Below are 15,646 nucleotides of genomic sequence, written 5' to 3'. Positions count from 1 at the left end.
TTGAAACGATGCGTCAGCGTAGCAGCGCGGCTTTACGCGAACTTCTGCCGCAGGATGCGAGCATTTCGTTACTGGAGGAGCTTGCGCTGATTGATTTCGAGCTACGCTGGCGCAAGTGCAATCGCCGATTTGCCAAGACTCAACCACCACTTTTCGCAGACTCAGTCAGGTTGCTGAACGAATCCGGGTTTCACATCGATGTCAGCGATTCATTGATAGCCGATGCGTTCTATACCGTATCACTCTTTGGGAGTGCGCAGGATGCGGCATCATTTCTAACGCCATTGAATGAACGCCAACAGCTGGAATTGTTGATGATTCAACAATCGGCAGAGCGAGAGCGGGTCGTAGGTCAAGCAACGCCAACAACGAAGCCCTTCGAAATCGATTATCACGAGTTAGTCTTTGAACGAATGATCGGTCGCGGCAGTAGCGGCCGCGTCTACCAAGCAAGATGGAGTCGCCAACCCACCAAAATCGCAATCAAAGCACTCTATCGAAAACTTCAACACGATCCCCTAGCAATGGCGATGTTCGAGCATGAGGCGGCAGTCTTGCAGCGCTGCATCCATCCAAACATCGTCGGCTGCTACGGCTGGGGACGATTTCCCTCAGGAGGTAGATTTTTAGTACTAGAGTACGTGGATGGCGGGACGCTTGAGCAGGCAATTCGTCAAAGCATGATGGATCCGTCTCGGCGACGAAATCTCTTCTTAAAGATTGCCGCTGCCGTTGAACATGCACACCAAATTGGCGTTATCCATTGCGATCTCAAACCGCAAAACATTCTATTAACGGAATCCGGTGACGTCCGAATTGCGGATTTCGGACTCGCACAATTGGTCGAGGGTGAGCTTCCGATCTTTCGCGGAGGTACTGTAGGTTACATGCCGCCAGAGCAGTCGGAAGAAGAGTACTTTCGGCGGCCTACGACGGACATTTATGCCCTAGGCGGCATTCTCTACTTCGCTGTAACCGGTAGAGAGCCTGCAGAGAATACGCTGCCTGGACTATCTGAAGAATCAGGGACTACTCCAATCATTCGACGTTGCCGCGAAGCGGATCCCACTCGGCGATATCCATCGGTCGCTGCACTCACGGCAGCGATTGCGGCGACTAATCCAACTGCTTTCTAAATCGGGCAATACTCGCCGACAGGATCAGCAGGCAGCAGCTTGACAGTCCGACGATCGATGGGATCAGGTCGATGAAGTCGGCATCGCGTAAGACGATGCCGCGGAGGATCTCGATGAAGTAAGTCACCGGGATGGCGAAGGTCAGCAGATAGATCGGCAGCGGCATCTCGCTGCGAGGGAACATGAAGCCAGAGAGTAGTACCGACGGCAACATGATTAGAAACGCGAACTGCAGTGCCGCAACTTGCGTTTTAGCCAACGTCGAAACTAATAGCCCCAGACCTAGAGAGCAAACGATAAACAGTGACGACAATACGATCAGCAAGAGCAAGTTGCCGCGGATTGGTACGTCGAAGACGTAAACCATCACGGTCAGCACTAACAGCATTTCGATTAAGCCGATGATGGAGTAAGGGACTAACTTGCCCAATACCAGCCCCGCGCGACCGACTGGCGTTACGAACAATTGCTCCAGTGTTCCTAATTCTCGTTCGCGGACGATTGCAAACGCCGTTAGAAACAGGGTTACCAGCTGTAAGATAATACCGACTAGACCGGGGACAAAAAATCGAGCGCTTTCCAGGTCGGGGTTGTAGAGCAGTCGCGGGCGAACTTCGATGGGCAGCGCCAATTCGCCCCATGGATCACGAGCGGGCGCTCGTTGTACGTCCGCCGCTTCTGCTTTGGCGCGGCCAATCGAAAGATTCAAGCCCAGCAGCGCAACCGCGTTTTGTGCTGTTGTTGCAACCTGTGAATCACTGCCATCAATTAAGACTTGCACTTGTGCCTGACGACCTTGCGCCAAGCTGTCGCTGTAGTTAGGTGGGATCAAGACGCCCACTTTTGCTCGCCCCGAGGTAAGCGAGCGCTGGAAGCTATCCTCGTCATACACCTTACCGATCAATTTCAATTTGCGCGTATTGACCAGTGCATCAATCAATCGCTGGCTATCTTGCCGACCATCCAAATCATAAACAACCATCGGGATATTTTCGATTTGGATATCGATCGCATAGCCAAAGATCAGTACCTGCATGACCGGCACAACAAACATGAAGAAGAGTGTGCTCGGCTGACGGCGAATGTGTGACATCTCTTTGATAAAGACAGCGAGCAAGCCGTCAGTGGAACGTCCGGTGAGTGTAGTTGCTTGTTGCTTTCGCAGAGCAGGGGAGGGCGTTGAGTCCGCTTTGGCTCTCTGCTCGTCAGCCGCGGCCACTGAATCTAATCGAATCGTCTCCGTTAACTCGCCATTCTTGTGACGTTCTTCGGCATTCTTGGTCAGCGTGACAAATACATCTTCCAACGTTGGTGCGATTTCACGGATTGGCAGCTTGTCGACTGTTGTTTCCAGATCGGCAGCTAGTTGCTCGTGCGTGTACGACTCGTCCACCAGCGCATGAATCATCTCGCCAAACAGGGTAGCATCCCGGACCTGTTCGACATGAATCAATTTGGTGAGCCCGGCTGAAGGGTTCTGAGCGTCAATTTCGATCCGCATTGTCCCCTGCGGCGTAACATCGGGAAGTTGCTTTAATTCTTCGCCACGTCCCAGGACCAGCAGTTTGGACATGAAGATATAACCGACGTCGGTGCAACGTTCCGCTTCGTCCATGTAGTGGGTCGTGACAAACAGGGTGACTCCCTGCGCAGCCAACTCAAACAGCAAATCCCATAACTGACGCCTCGCGACTGGATCGATACCTGCGGTCGGCTCATCTAGGAACAGAACATCTGGCTCATGAATCAATGCACACGCCAGCGCCAATCGCTGTTTCCAACCGCCAGAGAGGGTGCCCGACAGCTGATCGATGCGATCCCCCAGACTTGTCAATTCGAGCACGGCTTGGCGGCGTTCTTTCTGTCGCTCATCGGTCAGACCATAGATTCGTCCATAGAAGTCGAGATTCTCCCGAACCGACAGATCGCTATAGAGACTGAACTTTTGCGACATATAGCCAATGCGACGTTTGATCTCTTCAGGATCTTTGTGGACGTCAAAGCCAAGTACGGAAGCATCGCCAGAAGTCGGCTCTAGCACGCCGCACAGCATCCGAATAATTGTCGACTTGCCGCTCCCATTCGGTCCCAGCAGTCCAAAGATAGCTCCGCGACGGACATCAAAGCTGACGTCATCCACGGCGATCAGATCACCAAACGATCGAGAGAGTCCGGTGACTCGGATTACGGGCTCGCTCATGAGATTACTTATTTCTCGGTTCGAGCCAAACGTCGGCGGCCATACCAGATCGCAACTTGTCGAGGCCGTCAAGCAACGTTACTTTGATCCGAAATACTTGCTTGGAGCGTTCCTCCGGCGTTTGTACATTGTTGGGTGTGAACTCCGCGTTTCGTGCGATGAAGGTGATCTCTCCTTGAAACTCACTATCGAAGCTATCCACGGTGATCGGCAGCTTCTGCCCAATTTTGATGTTCAGATGGTTTTCGGGGACATAAGCTCGCACCCACAATTTGTTCGGATCAATCAACGTCAACATTGGTGCATTGGGCGCCATTAGGTCGCCAGGCTCCAGTTCGAGCGCTTCGACGATCGAGTCACTAGGAGCTCTGATATCTAGCTCTTCGATTCGCGTTTGAATTGCCGCAACATTGGCTGTGGCCGCGGCGACAGCTGCGGAGGCCTGGGCGATATCTTCCGCTCGATAGCCAGACTTCATCAGTTCGTACTGCTGAGTTGCCTCGTCAAGCGCCGCACGTGCTTCCGCAATCTCTTCCTTGCGTGTCCCTTCAACTAATAGTGAAAGGTTATTTTCTTTCACTATCGAATTGTTCTCGGCTTCATGTAAAAGATCCGCGACGCGATCTATATTCTCTTGCGTGCTGGCGCCTTTTTTGAAGACCTCTTGTTCGCGTTTAAAGTTTGCTTGGGCCAGCTCCAACTGCGAAGAGGCCATTTTCAGTTCTGCCCGCGAAGCTTCAAGTTCTTGCTTACGTGGACCATCGACCAGTTTCTTTAGTCGTGCGGTCAACTGATCGACCTGGGCTTTTGCTTGCGCGACTTCTTCTACGCGGAATCCAGACTTTAGCTTCGAGAGCACCGCTTGCTTGTCATCTTGTTCGGCTTTTGCGGCTGCGAGTTGTTCATTAAGATCGAACGGCTCTAAGCGGACGAGCACCTGACCTTTTTTGACGCGGTCCCCTTCATCGGCCAATACTTCGGCGATGCGTCCGCCTACGCGCGAACCGAGTCGGATATCTTCGGCTTCGATATAGCCTGAGACTTTCAGTGGTTCGTGCCGCAGTTGGCTATATGCCAACAGCGATCCAAATACCAAAACCAAGACAGCGATGACGGCGACACGGAGCATCATAGCTACACTTACCTGGCGAGGTGATAGTTGCCATTCGGCCTGGGCGCCGAGACGAGAAACGTCGGCAACTTTAACACTGGACTGCAGATCAGCCTGCGAGCAAAAACGCAATGTAATCGAAGCGGCGAAGGTTTGCGTCGTCCTATAGACGCTTTATGCCGATTGTACGAATTCTATGCTTCCAAGCTCGGTAGCGCCAGCGCGTGAACTATTTGACGCTCAGCATTCTTTCGAGCGCCGTCAGTGACCATTTCGACGTTTCTTCGTCGACGCGGACGATATTGACCGGGCTGCCTGCGTCCAAATTTTCTAAGCTCCAGCAAAGATGGGCCAAGTCGATGCGATACATCGTGGCGCACATGCATACCACCGGCGAAAGAAAATGAATCTCTTGCTCGGGATGTTCCTGTTTTAGGCGATTCACAAGATGCAATTCAGTGCCGATCGCCCATTTGGTTCCGGCCGGAGCGTTGCGAACTGTTTCAATAATTTTTCCGGTCGAACCAGACACGTCTGCAATCTCGTTCACTTCTTGCATGCATTCGGGATGGACCAAAATTTGAATGCCGGGGATATCACGTCGCAGTGCGGCGACATGTTCTTGCTTGAACATTTGATGGACGCTGCAGTGTCCCTTCCACAGGATCACCTTTGAGTTGCGGATCGCCTCTGAAGTATTGCCGCCAAGCTCTGCTTCGTAGGGATTCCAAACTGGCATCTGCTCGTTGGTGATTCCCATCGTCAACGCCGTGTTGCGGCCAAGATGCTGATCCGGGAAGAAGAGGACGCGACTGGTTCGGGCAAATGCCCATTTTAAAACCGCCGCAGCATTACTCGAAGTACAGACGATCCCTCCGTGTCGGCCGACGAATGATTTTAAACTGGCGGCCGAATTGATGTAGGTGACCGGCGTGATGTCATTCGTATCGATCAGTTCGCCCAGATCTTCCCATGCATTCTCAACCTGATCAATTGCCGCCATATCGGCCATCGAGCAACCGGCCGCCATGTCGGGCAGCACCACATCCACGCGCTGTCCGTCACGGGCAGCGATTTTATCGGGATGATTCGCCAGGATATCGGCGGTTTCCGCCATAAAATGAACGCCACAGAAGACGATACTTCGACACTCACCGCTTTCGGCCGCCATCTTGCTGAGCTGATAACTGTCGCCGCGCAAATCCGACAACGCAATCACTTCATCCTGTTGATAGTGATGCCCCAAGATCATCAGGCGACTACCTTGCTTGCGGCGGACCGCGTTGATGCGCTCGGTCAGTTCTTCGTTGCTGAGCGAACGATAGGGGGCAAAGTCGAATGCCGGAGTCTCAAGCGTCGTGGTCATGGCGCTAAATGCTTTTCTGCCGATAGTAAAAAGGAAACGGCCAATTATACCCCTCGAAGTCTATAGGCTGTAGAGCCGGACCTGTCAGGAATCACTTCCGGAAGTTCTGCGATAGTTCAAGCCGATTTTTATAGGCCAAATCGGCCAACTTTGCACAACGCAGCAGTCAGGGCGCAATGAAATGCAATGTACCTGCGCGCAGTGAGCTAAATCGGACGCTAGCTCGGATTGGCATAACGTGTATCTCGCCCCCGTCAGCACTGCACAGGAATTAAGCAGTGTCCAAGATCTTCACCTAAACCAATCCGTTAGATGGTAATTAGGTGGAGAGCGGTCGCCTTGTTGGTTTGGCATATCAATTGCCTAACATCGTCTAGTCCGACCTTTTAAGTACCGGTTTGACTTCACAAGGAAAGAGAACGATGAGCCTTGGATTTTTGATTGACATGGATGGCGTAATTTATCGCGGCAGTCAGCTAATTGACGGCTCTGATCGCTTTATCGCAACTCTGAAAAAGAAGCAGATCCCCTTTTTATTCCTGACCAACAATAGCCAGCGTACGCGTCGTGATGTCGCGGCCAAGTTAAATCGGATGGGAATCGATGTCGAAGAAGATCGCATCTTTACTTGTGCGATGGCGACTGCTCGATTTCTCGCCAAGCAAAAGCCCGGCGGCACTGCGTTCGTGATTGGTGAAGGGGGGCTGCACAATGCGCTGCATCGTAATGGCTACGCGATCGTCGATCATGCACCAGATTATGTGGTTGTGGGCGAAGCGCGTTCGATCACGCTCGAGATGCTTGATGCGGCGGTGCAGATGGTTCTGGATGGCGCGCAATTGATCGCGACCAATCTCGATCCGAATTGCCCAACCAAATCTGGTACGCGCAGCGGCTGCGGCGCGACAGTATCGTTTATCGAAAAAGCAACCGGCAAAACAGCCTTCAGCGTCGGCAAACCGAGTCCAGTGATGATGCGTTCGGCCCAGTGGGAGCTCGGAGTTCGCTCATGGGAAACCGTAATGATCGGTGACACGATGGAAACCGATATACTGGGCGCCGTGCAGATGGGATATTACGCCACATTGACGTTGAGCGGCGGTTCGCGCGCCGAAGATTTGCCCTCCTATGCATTTCGTCCCGACCGCGTGATTAACTCCGTCGTGGATTTGATCGAGGACATCGAAAATGATGCGATGCTCCCAGCTTGGGATCACAGCAGCATGTCGCATCCACTGGAAGAGAGTGAACGTTCGATGTACGCAGCTGCCCGCGGCGCATAAACGACCTTCGCAAAACAGGGGCAGGCCTTTGCCTGCCCTCCAGTGCGGACGTCAAGCGAAACTAGCCAGGAATATGCTCGCCTGCGATCAGATCCTCAAACGTCTGGCGCTCGCGGATCAGATGGGTTTGGCCATCTTGAATCAGAACCTCGGCGGCCAAAGGCTTTGAGTTGTAATTCGAACCCATCACAAAACCGTAGGCGCCTGCACATTCGATGACCAGGAAGTCTCCGATTGCTGCGGCAGGCAAACTGCGCGTGCCAACAAAGCCACCTTCTTCCTGCGTGAAGATATCGCCCGACTCGCAGAGCGGTCCACCGACGACTACGTCTAGGTGGGGACGCTCATCACTATCGCCGCTTGCCAGAGCAATCGACATCGGATGATAGGAGCCGTACAGAATTGGTCGAGCCAAGTTGTTGAAGCCTGCGTCGACTACGTAAAACTTGTTTTCGCCCATCGATTTAATGGCGCGAATTTCGGCCAGCAAATATCCAGCTTCTGCAGAGAGGTAACGACCTGGTTCAATTTCCAGCGAAATCGAATGTCCGAACGAATCTTGCAGGCGATTGCGGACACCGTCCCATAGCTCAAAATATTGCGCGAGGTCGACGTAGGATTGCGACGCATTATAAGGAATCGGCAAGCCGCCTCCAGCGCTGATGGTGGTGATGGTCCGACCCACTTCGAGCGCCGCTTTCTCCATCGCGCCGCACACCTGGGCTAAATGTTCGAGATCGGTTCCTGAGCCAATGTGCATGTGCAGACCGGTTACGCGAACACCGTGTTGATCAGCGATGATCAAACATTCGTTCAGCTGTTCGTGCCAGATACCGTGCTTCGATTGCTGGCCGCCGGTATTGGTCTTTTGACTGTGCCCATGTCCAAAGCCCGGATTGATTCGCAGGGTGATTTCGCTGCCCGGCGCCGCTTCGCCTAGTTGGGCGATCATGTCAGGCGAACCGCAATTGACGTGGAGTCCATGTTCGACGCACAGGGCCAGCGCTTCGTGGTCAAAAATATCGGCGGTGTAGACGATCGGCGCCGGTTCTCCCTTGGCGCCATAACCGGCGGCCAGAGCGCGACGGATTTCCCAGGCACTGACCGCATCGACCATCACCCCATTTTTCCGCATGAGATCAAGAATCGCGAGATTCGAGCAGGCTTTTTGCGCATAACGAATGACATCAAATGCGCGGAGGTCGTTGATCCGTTCGATGATTTTTGCGGCATCGTAGATAAAAGCAGGAGTGCCATATTTTGCCGCCAGATCGAGAACCGAGACTCCGGCGATTTCGGTGCGAAGCGTCTTGAATTGCGGCACGGTCGGCATATCTGGTCTACCTGTTAGCATCAAAGGAGGTAAGGAAGCAGAGAGAATAGGTCATTTTAGATTCTGAGCCTCAATCGGGACACGCCCCATTGAGAGCGGTTCGCCGGACTTAGGCCAGTAATTCCGCGATCGCTTCTGCCGCAGTCACCGGTCTTTGGCAGGCGAAATTCTCGCATATAAAGACGGTTCCATCGGCATGGGGCAAAGGAGCCTTCCCCGCAAGGATCGGGTGCAGCGGTGAGTCCTTTGCGATCGTGGTTGTGGGAGAAATGCAGGCGACAACACCATTGGGGGTGTAACTGCGACGCAGCTCTTTCAGGAATTGGCTCGTCGTCCCGGAGTTCGGATCTCCCAAAATCACAACTTCTCGGGCAGGGCCCAGATAGCGATCGACCGCAGCCAGCATCTGACCAGTCGCGGTGGGATGTTTTTTCATCAAGGGGGCGGCGACGCGCATCGCCGTCTGGGCTTCGCTAAGTAGCTTGGCGTCTCCCAACAGGGCGCCCAATCGCAACAGGACGACAGCCGCCATCGAATTTCCGCTGGGGACGCTGTTGTCGTACAGGTCTTTGTTTCGCGCGATCAGTTGTTCGTGATCATCTGCCGTAAAGTAAAAGCCGCCGCCGACCGAGTCGCTAAAATGACGAATCATGAGATTTGTGAGATCGATAGCTCGCTGCAACCACCGTGCATCAAAGCTCGCTTCATAGAGCGAAACGCACGCATTAGCGAGATTCGCATAGTCGTCCAGATAGGCGGCCAATTTGGCGATACCATGACGATAAGAGTGAAGCAAACGACCCTCATCGTCAAACATCTGGTCGAACACAAAGTTGGCTGCTCGCTCGGCCGCAATCAGATATTTAGGCTCGTTCAACGCGCCTGCCGCTTTGGCCAGGCTGTCGATCATTAGGCCATTCCAACTGACCAGGACTTTATCGTCTTTGGCGGGACGAATTCGCTGGTCGCGAACCTTCAATAGTTTTTCGCGGGCAACGTCCAGTTCGCTCCGCAGTTGCATGAGATCTAGATTTTTCTGGCCACCCCAATCTTCGATCGACTGCGGCAGGTTCAAAATGCTTTTGCCTTCGAAGTTTCCAGACTGGCTGACGTCATAGATCTCGCAAAAACGGCGCCCCTCCTCTTCTCCGAGGATTTCGATGATTTCCTGTGGAGACCAAACGTAGAACTTGCCTTCCTCCCCTTCGCTGTCAGCGTCCTCGGTGCTTTGGAAGCCGCCAGCTTCGTCGGTCAGATAGTGAAGGACATAATCGCACGTTTGACGGGCGACACGGGCAAAGTCTTCGCGACCGGTGGCGCGAAAGCCGTCTATATAAATTCCGGCAAGCAACGCATTATCGTAAAGCATCTTTTCAAAGTGAGGAACCAGCCAGCGTTCGTCCACCGAGTAACGCGCAAAGCCGCCGCCGAGATGATCATAGATTCCTCCACGCGCCATTTGATCCAAATTGTGGACCGCCATTTCCAGAGCACGACTGTGGGGTTCGCGGCGACTATAACGTAGGCAAACCTCGATATCCATCGTGTGCGGAAACTTTGGCGATCCGCCAAATCCGCCGTTGCGAAAATCGTAGATCGATTCGAGATACTTGTACGCGTCGTCTAGCAAACTCATGCCGATCGTTTCGCCAGAGTCTTCGGCCTGCCCAATCTCTTGCAATCTCTCGGCGAATTTTTCGGATTGCTCCAGGGCGATTGCGCGGCGATTGTCCCACGCATCTATGACGGCTCTTATTACCTGATCAAACCCGGGCATCCCGCCGCGCGAAGTCGGCGGCCAGTAGGTTCCGCCGAAGAACGGTTTGAGCTGCGGCGTCAAAAAAACCGACATCGGCCAGCCGCCGCGACCGGTCAGCATTTGCACCGCGTTCATGTAGATCTGATCCAGATCCGGACGCTCTTCGCGGTCTACCTTGATCGCAATGAAGTGCTGGTTGAGATATTCAGCGATTTGCTGATTCTCAAAACTTTCATGCTCCATCACATGACACCAGTGACAGGCCGAATAGCCGATTGAAAGAAAGATCGGCTTGTCCGCTTCTACCGCTTCGGCGAGTGCTGCTTGATCCCAAGGGCGCCAATCCACCGGATTGGCGGCATGTTGCAAAAGATATGGACTCGATTCTGATGCGAGACGATTCGCCATTTGGATCTCCGGTGACGCCGTTAACGCCGAGTTCAGGTGGTCTGCGAAAGCGGAAGTTACTTGAAGCTATGCTCTGCGGACGGAAAGTCGCCGTCGCGAACTTCTTCGCAGTATTGCTTGGCGGCAGTCGTGATTTGCTCGCGTAAGTTGGAGTAGGCTTTGACAAATTTCGGAACATAGCCGCCGGTCAGTCCAAGCATGTCATTGACGACTAGGACTTGACCATCGCAGCCGACGCCAGCGCCAATGCCGATCGTGGGGATTGTCAGTTCCGCCGTAATTTTCGCCGCAGCACTCTGGGGAACGCATTCCAGTACTAGGCCAAAAGCTCCGGCGTTCTGCGCCGCCAGTGCATCGGCCATCAGTTGTTCTTCGTCTCGCTGGACTTTGTACCCCCCCATTTGCATAACCAATTGGGGGCGAAGGCCGACATGGGCCATGACCGGAATGCCTGCCGAAACGAGTCCGGCAATGACTTCGGCCTGCTCGACTCCCCCTTCTAGTTTGACCGCCTGAGCGCCAGTTTCTTTCAAAATGCGCCCCGCACTTTCGATGGCGCTATAGACGCCGAGATGAAAACTGGGAAACGGCAAGTCGACAATAACCAAGGCGCGACGGACCGCGCGGGCCACCATTTTGGCGTGATAGATCATTTCGTCGAGAGTGACCGGCAAGGTGGTGTCATGTCCTTGCACGACCATCGAAAGACTATCCCCGACTAGCAACGAGTCGACGCCAGCCTCGTCCAATAGTTGCGCCATTGTGTGATCATAAGCGGTCAGCATCGAGATTTTTTTGCCGTCCCGTTTCATCGCAACAAATTTTGGAACGGTGACGCGATCCGACGCAGGTTTGTGAGAGGACATCAGCGGGCCATCTGGGGGGATAGGGGTAAGTGAAGCGAATCAGTGCGTCATGCTTCGATTGTCGCGGTGAGCCCTTTCGCAGGCAACCGCCGCCCTAGCAGGAGAAAGGTGATTGACGCAAAGTTCACGGGCGAAACGGCCTGCAAAGTTGAAATATCACCCGGTAGTTCGTCTCTGTAGGGAGAAGAAAGTAGCAGCGGCTGGTCGAAGCATCTATTTGCTTGCCTTGGGTACGGCTATCCCCAGGTCAAAGACTGCTAATTGAGGCAAATGGTCGCTGAGAGAAAATGCTTTTTCGTCCAAGCTATTTAGTAGGAAAGCACCTTCGGAGAGTGCTCGAGATTCTACGATTTGGTTGGCGAGCGGTCCATGCGCCATGACGTAATCAATTCGCCGTTGATGACCGACCGGCTGGAAGGTTATCCCATCGTGTTTGCCAGCTTTTGCAAATGTGTCGATCCAGCCAGCGTCGAGCCAAAGTTGGTATTCTTCTGACTCGGGAGGATGGTTGAGATCGCCCAGCAGCAACATCGAATGGCCAGCATCCAGATCTTTTTGCATCGCGGCCAGCATCGCTTTGATTTCTAGAAGGCGAACCGTCGGATCGGAGACCGGATAGAGATGGGCAGAGTGAACAATCAAGGGTTGGCCGCTAGAAAGCTTGATAGTGGCCCGGCCCCAGTGCCGCGTAAAAAGTTGGTTGGGGCGCGGATGGCCAAGCGGGACGTTTTGTGAAGCGGAAATCTCAAAGCGCGTGAGGAGAGTGCCTGGCCAATTGCCGCCGCTGGGAAAGCGAACATGATTCATCCCCAAATGTTGAGCGATCTCCTGGGTTATCGATTCACGCGGTGATTCAGAAAAGGTGATGATATCTGGATCGTGTAAAGCGAGTTCGATTGCGAAACGCTTCGCCATTTGCTCCAATTTCACCGCTTTTTTGGCAAGTGATCGATCGTGTGGCCAGCCTTTGCCAGCGTAGATATTGTAGGCGATTACTCGTAGTGGTTGCGATTTATGATCCGTCGCATATGCAGGCAACTCGGTAGCGAAAAGACCTGTTGCGCTCATCGCAGCGCAAAAGCCGCGTCGTGAAATCTTCATGGCCGAGTTTTCTCTGTGTTTTGAGATTTTGCGATAAAACAGGTCTATTGTCGCACGAAGGCTTGCGAAGTTCTATTGCAACGGCAAGAAGAGTCGCTGGAAGTGATTGCAGGAGACACGTTTAGCGCACGAAAAAAAGCTCGTGATAGATATCTCTATCACGAGCTTCGTATAAAAATGGTTGTGACCCAGTTAAGCGTTATGAGGCTGTCCCACCGTTAGATGTCTATTGTACAGGCGAAGATCTTTCGATCGTCGCTGCTTACCGGAGTAAGCGACGCTAGAAGGAAGTGTGAGTCTTCCTGAGTCATCTAACAGTTTTCCTTAGAAAGGAGGTGATCCAGCCGCAGGTTCCCCTACGGCTACCTTGTTACGACTTAGTCCCAATCGCAGAGTTCACGTTCGGCGCCTGCCTCTCTTGCGAGTTAGCTTAGCGACTTCGCGTGCACCCCACTTTCGTGGCTTGACGGGCGGTGTGTACAAGGCTCAGGAACATATTCACCGCGGTATGCTGACCCGCGATTACTAGCGATTCCGGCTTCATGCAGGCGAGTTGCAGCCTGCAATCCGAACTGAGGCGCGTTTTCTGGGATTTGCTTACTCTCGCGAGTTTGCGTCCCTTTGTTCGCACCATTGTAGGACGTGTGCAGCCCTAGTCATAAAGGCCATGAGGACTTGACGTCATCCCCGCCTTCCTCCGGTTTCACACCGGCAGTCTCTCTAGAGTCCCCGACATTACTCGCTGGCAACTAGAGATAGGGGTTTCGCTCGTTAAGGGACTTAACCCGACATCTCACGACACGAGCTGACGACAGCCATGCAGCACCTGTGCAAAAGCTCTCCGAAGAGCACTCTCCCCTTTCAGGGAGATTCTTAAACATGTCAAGACTAGGATAAGGTTCTTCGCGTAGCCTCGAATTAAGCCACATCCTCCACCGCTTGTGTGAGCCCCCGTCAATTTCTTTGAGTTTCAGCCTTGCGACCATACTCCCCAGGCGGAGCACTTAACACTTTCGCTACGACCGAGAAGATGTGGGAGTCCCCTCGATCCAGTGCTCATCGTTTACAGCTAGGACTACCGGGGTATCTAATCCCGTTCGCTCCCCTAGCTTTCGTGCCTCAGCGTCAGTAGAGACCCAGTGAGCCGCCTTCGCCGCCGGTGTTCCTGATGATATCAACGCATTTCACCGCTCCACCATCAGTTCCGCTCACCCCTATCTCCCTCAAGCCCTACAGTTTCAGGCGCAGTTCCACGGTTGAGCCGTGGGATTTCACACCTGACTTGTAGGGCCGCCTACGCACCCTTTAAGCCCAGTAATTCCGAATAACGTTCGGACGGTTCGTCTTACCGCGGCTGCTGGCACGAACTTAGCCCGTCCTTCCTCTGAGGATCAGTCAAAATTTCTTCCCCTCTGACAGCGGTTTACAACCCGAAGGCCTTAATCCCGCACGCGGCATCGCTTGGTCAGGCTTGCGCCCATTGCCAAAGATTCTCGACTGCAGCCACCCGTAGGTGTCTGGGCAGTATCTCAGTCCCAGTGAGACGGGCCACGCTCTCACGCCCGCTAACCATCGTAGCCTTGGTGGGCCATTACCCCGCCAACAAGCTAATAGTGAGCAGTCTCATCCCCGGGCGCCGGAACTTTGATCCGTAGATGTTATTTGGTATTACTGCCAGTTTCCCGACACTATCCCAAACCCGAGGGTAGATAAACCACCTGTTACTCTCCCTTTCGCCGCTGTCCCCTCGAAAGCAAGCTTTCTCAGTTATCGCGCGACTTGCATGCCTAATCCATGCCGCCAACGTTCATTCTGAGCCAGAATCAAACCCTTCAATTGTTATATGCTTTTACGACTTACCGAAGTAAATCGCTTATGAGCAACAGTTAAAGTGTTTGAACTGCTCTTTGCAAAACAATTCAAATACAGTTCATCGTGATTTTAGCCTCGCAAAGACATCCTCAAGCCGAAGCCTGAATCGATCTTTGTGAAGCACAGCCTCACGCCGAACTTAACAGAGGTCACAACCAAATTGTCAAAGATCAAAGCTCGAGAAACGTGGTCTCTCGTTTTTTGTTTTCCTCACTGTCAGGGCCAATGCCCTCAGGTGAGACGGTCTATCCTATAGGATTGGCGCTGGGCGTCAACAGGCCCAACACGTTTTTGCGCAGATTTCATGAACATACGTCGAAAACCCCGAGAAAACAGGCGTTTTGGCCGCGTAAATTTTGAAAGATCCGTCGTTTGGGACGCCGCTGGATTGACATCTTTGCGGCTTTCATGAGGCTCGATTCAGGAGTATGCTTGACCCTTGTTCCGTTTGATTCCTTCTTGAAGCGTTTTTCATGTTGACTGCCTGCCGAGGTGTTCGCGGTGCTACCACCGTTGAAAACAATGATCGTGGTGAGATCTTGCGTGCAACGCGAGAATTGTTGGCCCTCATGATTCGGCAAAACGGAATCGAAGGGCAAGATGTCGGCAGTGCGATCTTTACCATCACCAGTGACCTAAACGCTGAGTTTCCGGCTTTGGCTGCACGGCAACTCGGCTGGATGGATGTGCCCCTGATCTGCACCCACGAAATCAGCGTGCCAGGCTCGCTGCCGATGTGCATCCGAATCATGCTCAACTGGAATACAACCAAGTGTCAAAAGGAAATTCAGCACGTCTACATTAAACAAGCGGTGCGGCTGCGCCCTGACCTTTCGGATTTGCCTCCGGTCGATTGGAAGGCGTTGGATGCTTGGATCGAAGCGCAGATGACTAGCATTAAATAGGCGACGCGACTCGCAGTTCTTTGTTGCTCGAGTTGCGTAAGTCCATTGTTGTTAAGGGGATACGGCAGGTATGTCTGAGAGGGCTTCAGCCCATTTTGCTTCTTCGCCCAGTGTGGGCACGACTGCCGCATGCCATTCTTGGGCGGCTGAGTAGAAGCTAGTTGCCGTCTGAGTCGGAAGCGGCATCGTCAGTTAGGGGGCAGGGTTCGCCCTAGTTTGTCTCAGCGGATGGCGACTTTCTTGCCATCTAATTTGCGATTAATTTCGCTTAACGATATCCTCCAATAAGACCGTTCCCGATTTCGC

At 53.2% G+C, this 15,646-nt stretch carries 10 protein-coding genes and 1 rRNA gene; 3 read left to right on the top strand and 8 right to left on the bottom strand.

The features are described from left to right. Positions 1-314 precede the first annotated feature (314 nt). Positions 315-1,136 carry a serine/threonine protein kinase gene (locus tag SH421x_RS22360; protein ID WP_488852237.1) on the top strand — a complete coding sequence of 274 codons (822 nt, stop codon included), beginning with the start codon at positions 315-317 and terminating at the stop codon, positions 1,134-1,136. Here the strand turns inward: SH421x_RS22360 and SH421x_RS22355 are convergent. The 3 genes from SH421x_RS22355 to nadA all read right to left on the bottom strand — a co-directional run bounded on the left by SH421x_RS22355 (position 1,117) and on the right by nadA (position 5,813). Further along, a complete protein-coding gene (locus tag SH421x_RS22355; protein WP_488852236.1) occupies positions 1,117-3,336 on the bottom strand; it encodes an ABC transporter permease in 2,220 nt (739 codons plus the stop codon). The two genes, SH421x_RS22360 and SH421x_RS22355, sit on opposite strands and share 20 nt — an antisense overlap. A gap of 4 nt (positions 3,337-3,340) precedes the next feature. After that, entirely contained in the window at positions 3,341-4,468 is a 1,128-nt protein-coding gene (locus SH421x_RS22350; protein ID WP_488852235.1) for an HlyD family secretion protein, read from the bottom strand. A 208-nt stretch (positions 4,469-4,676) separates the two neighbouring features. Beyond that, a complete protein-coding gene (gene nadA / locus SH421x_RS22345) occupies positions 4,677-5,813 on the bottom strand; it encodes a quinolinate synthase NadA (RefSeq protein WP_488852234.1) in 1,137 nt (378 codons plus the stop codon). Positions 5,814-6,235: 422 nt separating this feature from the next. Here nadA and SH421x_RS22340 point away from each other — a divergent pair, with 422 nt between their 5' ends. After that, positions 6,236-7,096: an HAD-IIA family hydrolase gene (locus SH421x_RS22340; protein ID WP_488852233.1), complete on the top strand. Its 861-nt coding sequence runs from the start codon at positions 6,236-6,238 to the stop codon at positions 7,094-7,096. Positions 7,097-7,157: 61 nt separating this feature from the next. Here the strand turns inward: SH421x_RS22340 and lysA are convergent, their stop codons facing one another. The 5 genes from lysA to SH421x_RS22315 form a co-directional block, all read right to left on the bottom strand. Next, on the bottom strand, positions 7,158-8,429 hold the full coding sequence (gene lysA, locus SH421x_RS22335) for a diaminopimelate decarboxylase (RefSeq protein WP_488852232.1): 1,272 nt from the start codon (positions 8,427-8,429) through the stop codon (positions 7,158-7,160). A gap of 109 nt (positions 8,430-8,538) precedes the next feature. Then, positions 8,539-10,596 (bottom strand): thioredoxin domain-containing protein, encoded by a 2,058-nt coding sequence (locus SH421x_RS22330; RefSeq protein WP_488852231.1) that lies wholly within the window; start codon positions 10,594-10,596, stop codon positions 8,539-8,541. Positions 10,597-10,652: 56 nt separating this feature from the next. Then, positions 10,653-11,462, bottom strand: coding sequence for a 3-methyl-2-oxobutanoate hydroxymethyltransferase (panB, locus tag SH421x_RS22325; protein ID WP_488852230.1), 810 nt, complete (start codon positions 11,460-11,462; stop codon positions 10,653-10,655). A gap of 213 nt (positions 11,463-11,675) precedes the next feature. Continuing rightward, a complete protein-coding gene (locus SH421x_RS22320; RefSeq protein ID WP_488852229.1) occupies positions 11,676-12,563 on the bottom strand; it encodes an endonuclease/exonuclease/phosphatase family protein in 888 nt (295 codons plus the stop codon). Between the two features lie 328 nt (positions 12,564-12,891). Beyond that, a 16S ribosomal RNA gene (locus tag SH421x_RS22315) occupies positions 12,892-14,402 on the bottom strand. A gap of 506 nt (positions 14,403-14,908) precedes the next feature. On the opposite strand from SH421x_RS22315, the gene aroH reads away from it, so the two are divergent. Beyond that, on the top strand, positions 14,909-15,340 hold the full coding sequence (gene aroH / locus SH421x_RS22310; RefSeq protein ID WP_488852228.1) for a chorismate mutase: 432 nt from the start codon (positions 14,909-14,911) through the stop codon (positions 15,338-15,340). The last annotated feature ends 306 nt before the right edge of the window (positions 15,341-15,646 follow it).

The sequence above is a fragment of the Blastopirellula sp. SH421 genome (assembly GCF_057808535.1).
The sequence above is the reverse complement of the archived record's forward strand: the minus strand, read 5'-3'. Positions and strand labels throughout refer to the sequence as shown.

Coding starts and splice junctions, on each gene's coding strand:
- SH421x_RS22360 (WP_488852237.1), top strand. CDS start 315: ATGATTCAACAATCGGCAGAGCGAGAGCGGGTCGTAGGTCAAGCAACG.
- SH421x_RS22355 (WP_488852236.1), bottom strand. CDS start 3,336: ATGAGCGAGCCCGTAATCCGAGTCACCGGACTCTCTCGATCGTTTGGT.
- SH421x_RS22350 (WP_488852235.1), bottom strand. CDS start 4,468: ATGATGCTCCGTGTCGCCGTCATCGCTGTCTTGGTTTTGGTATTTGGA.
- nadA (WP_488852234.1), bottom strand. CDS start 5,813: ATGACCACGACGCTTGAGACTCCGGCATTCGACTTTGCCCCCTATCGT.
- SH421x_RS22340 (WP_488852233.1), top strand. CDS start 6,236: ATGAGCCTTGGATTTTTGATTGACATGGATGGCGTAATTTATCGCGGC.
- lysA (WP_488852232.1), bottom strand. CDS start 8,429: ATGCCGACCGTGCCGCAATTCAAGACGCTTCGCACCGAAATCGCCGGA.
- SH421x_RS22330 (WP_488852231.1), bottom strand. CDS start 10,596: ATGGCGAATCGTCTCGCATCAGAATCGAGTCCATATCTTTTGCAACAT.
- panB (WP_488852230.1), bottom strand. CDS start 11,462: ATGTCCTCTCACAAACCTGCGTCGGATCGCGTCACCGTTCCAAAATTT.
- SH421x_RS22320 (WP_488852229.1), bottom strand. CDS start 12,563: ATGAAGATTTCACGACGCGGCTTTTGCGCTGCGATGAGCGCAACAGGT.
- aroH (WP_488852228.1), top strand. CDS start 14,909: ATGTTGACTGCCTGCCGAGGTGTTCGCGGTGCTACCACCGTTGAAAAC.